This is a genomic window from Roseateles sp. P5_B10, from assembly GCF_056400485.1.
In genome coordinates, this window is sequence record NZ_JBFULE010001660.1 from 1 (window position 1) to 568 (window position 568).

Here is a 568-nt window from a genome sequence, read left to right on the forward strand (position 1 = left end):
GCTTGGATGCCCGCAACTGGGCGCCAATCAAGTCGGCCGATACGTTGACGCTGTTGAGAACGTTGCCCACGTTGTGCAAAACGTTGGTTGCGATCTCTGCCATGCCGGCGAGGCGTGCCGCAGTCAGCAGTTGGGCCTGCACCTCTTCAATTTTTCGCTCGGCTTCCTTCAGTTCGGATATGTTTTTTGACGTTCCGAAGGTCCCGATCAGTTGACCATGCCGGTCTCTCCAGGGGCTTTTGGTGGTGAGATACCAAACAACGCGCCCATCGGGATGGACGGTTTTCTCGCTCTTTTCGACGATGGGTTTTCCGGTCCGGAGGATTTCTTCTTCATCATGGCTGAATTCACTCGCCCTGTCCTGGCCGTAAAGGTCTGCATCGGTTTTGCCGATCACATATTTTTCAAACTCATCCACGTTGGCCAAATGCGGCGGGAGTGCGTCTTCATCCGTGCCGGGATGTACTGCGCGGTAGCGGCTGATCGATAGTCGCAGCAGGTTATGCAGCTCTGAACGGCTTATTTTGACGAAGCGTGATTTCAAATCCTTGAAGAAGATGGAATCAGG

At 53.9% G+C, this 568-nt stretch carries 1 protein-coding gene; it reads right to left on the reverse strand.

Annotation, left to right across the window (positions count from 1 at the left end; genetic code table 11):
- Window positions 1-568, reverse strand: a 568-nt coding sequence (locus AC1DU6_RS35185) for a PAS domain-containing protein (RefSeq protein WP_477863197.1), incomplete at both ends; no start/stop codon positions are given.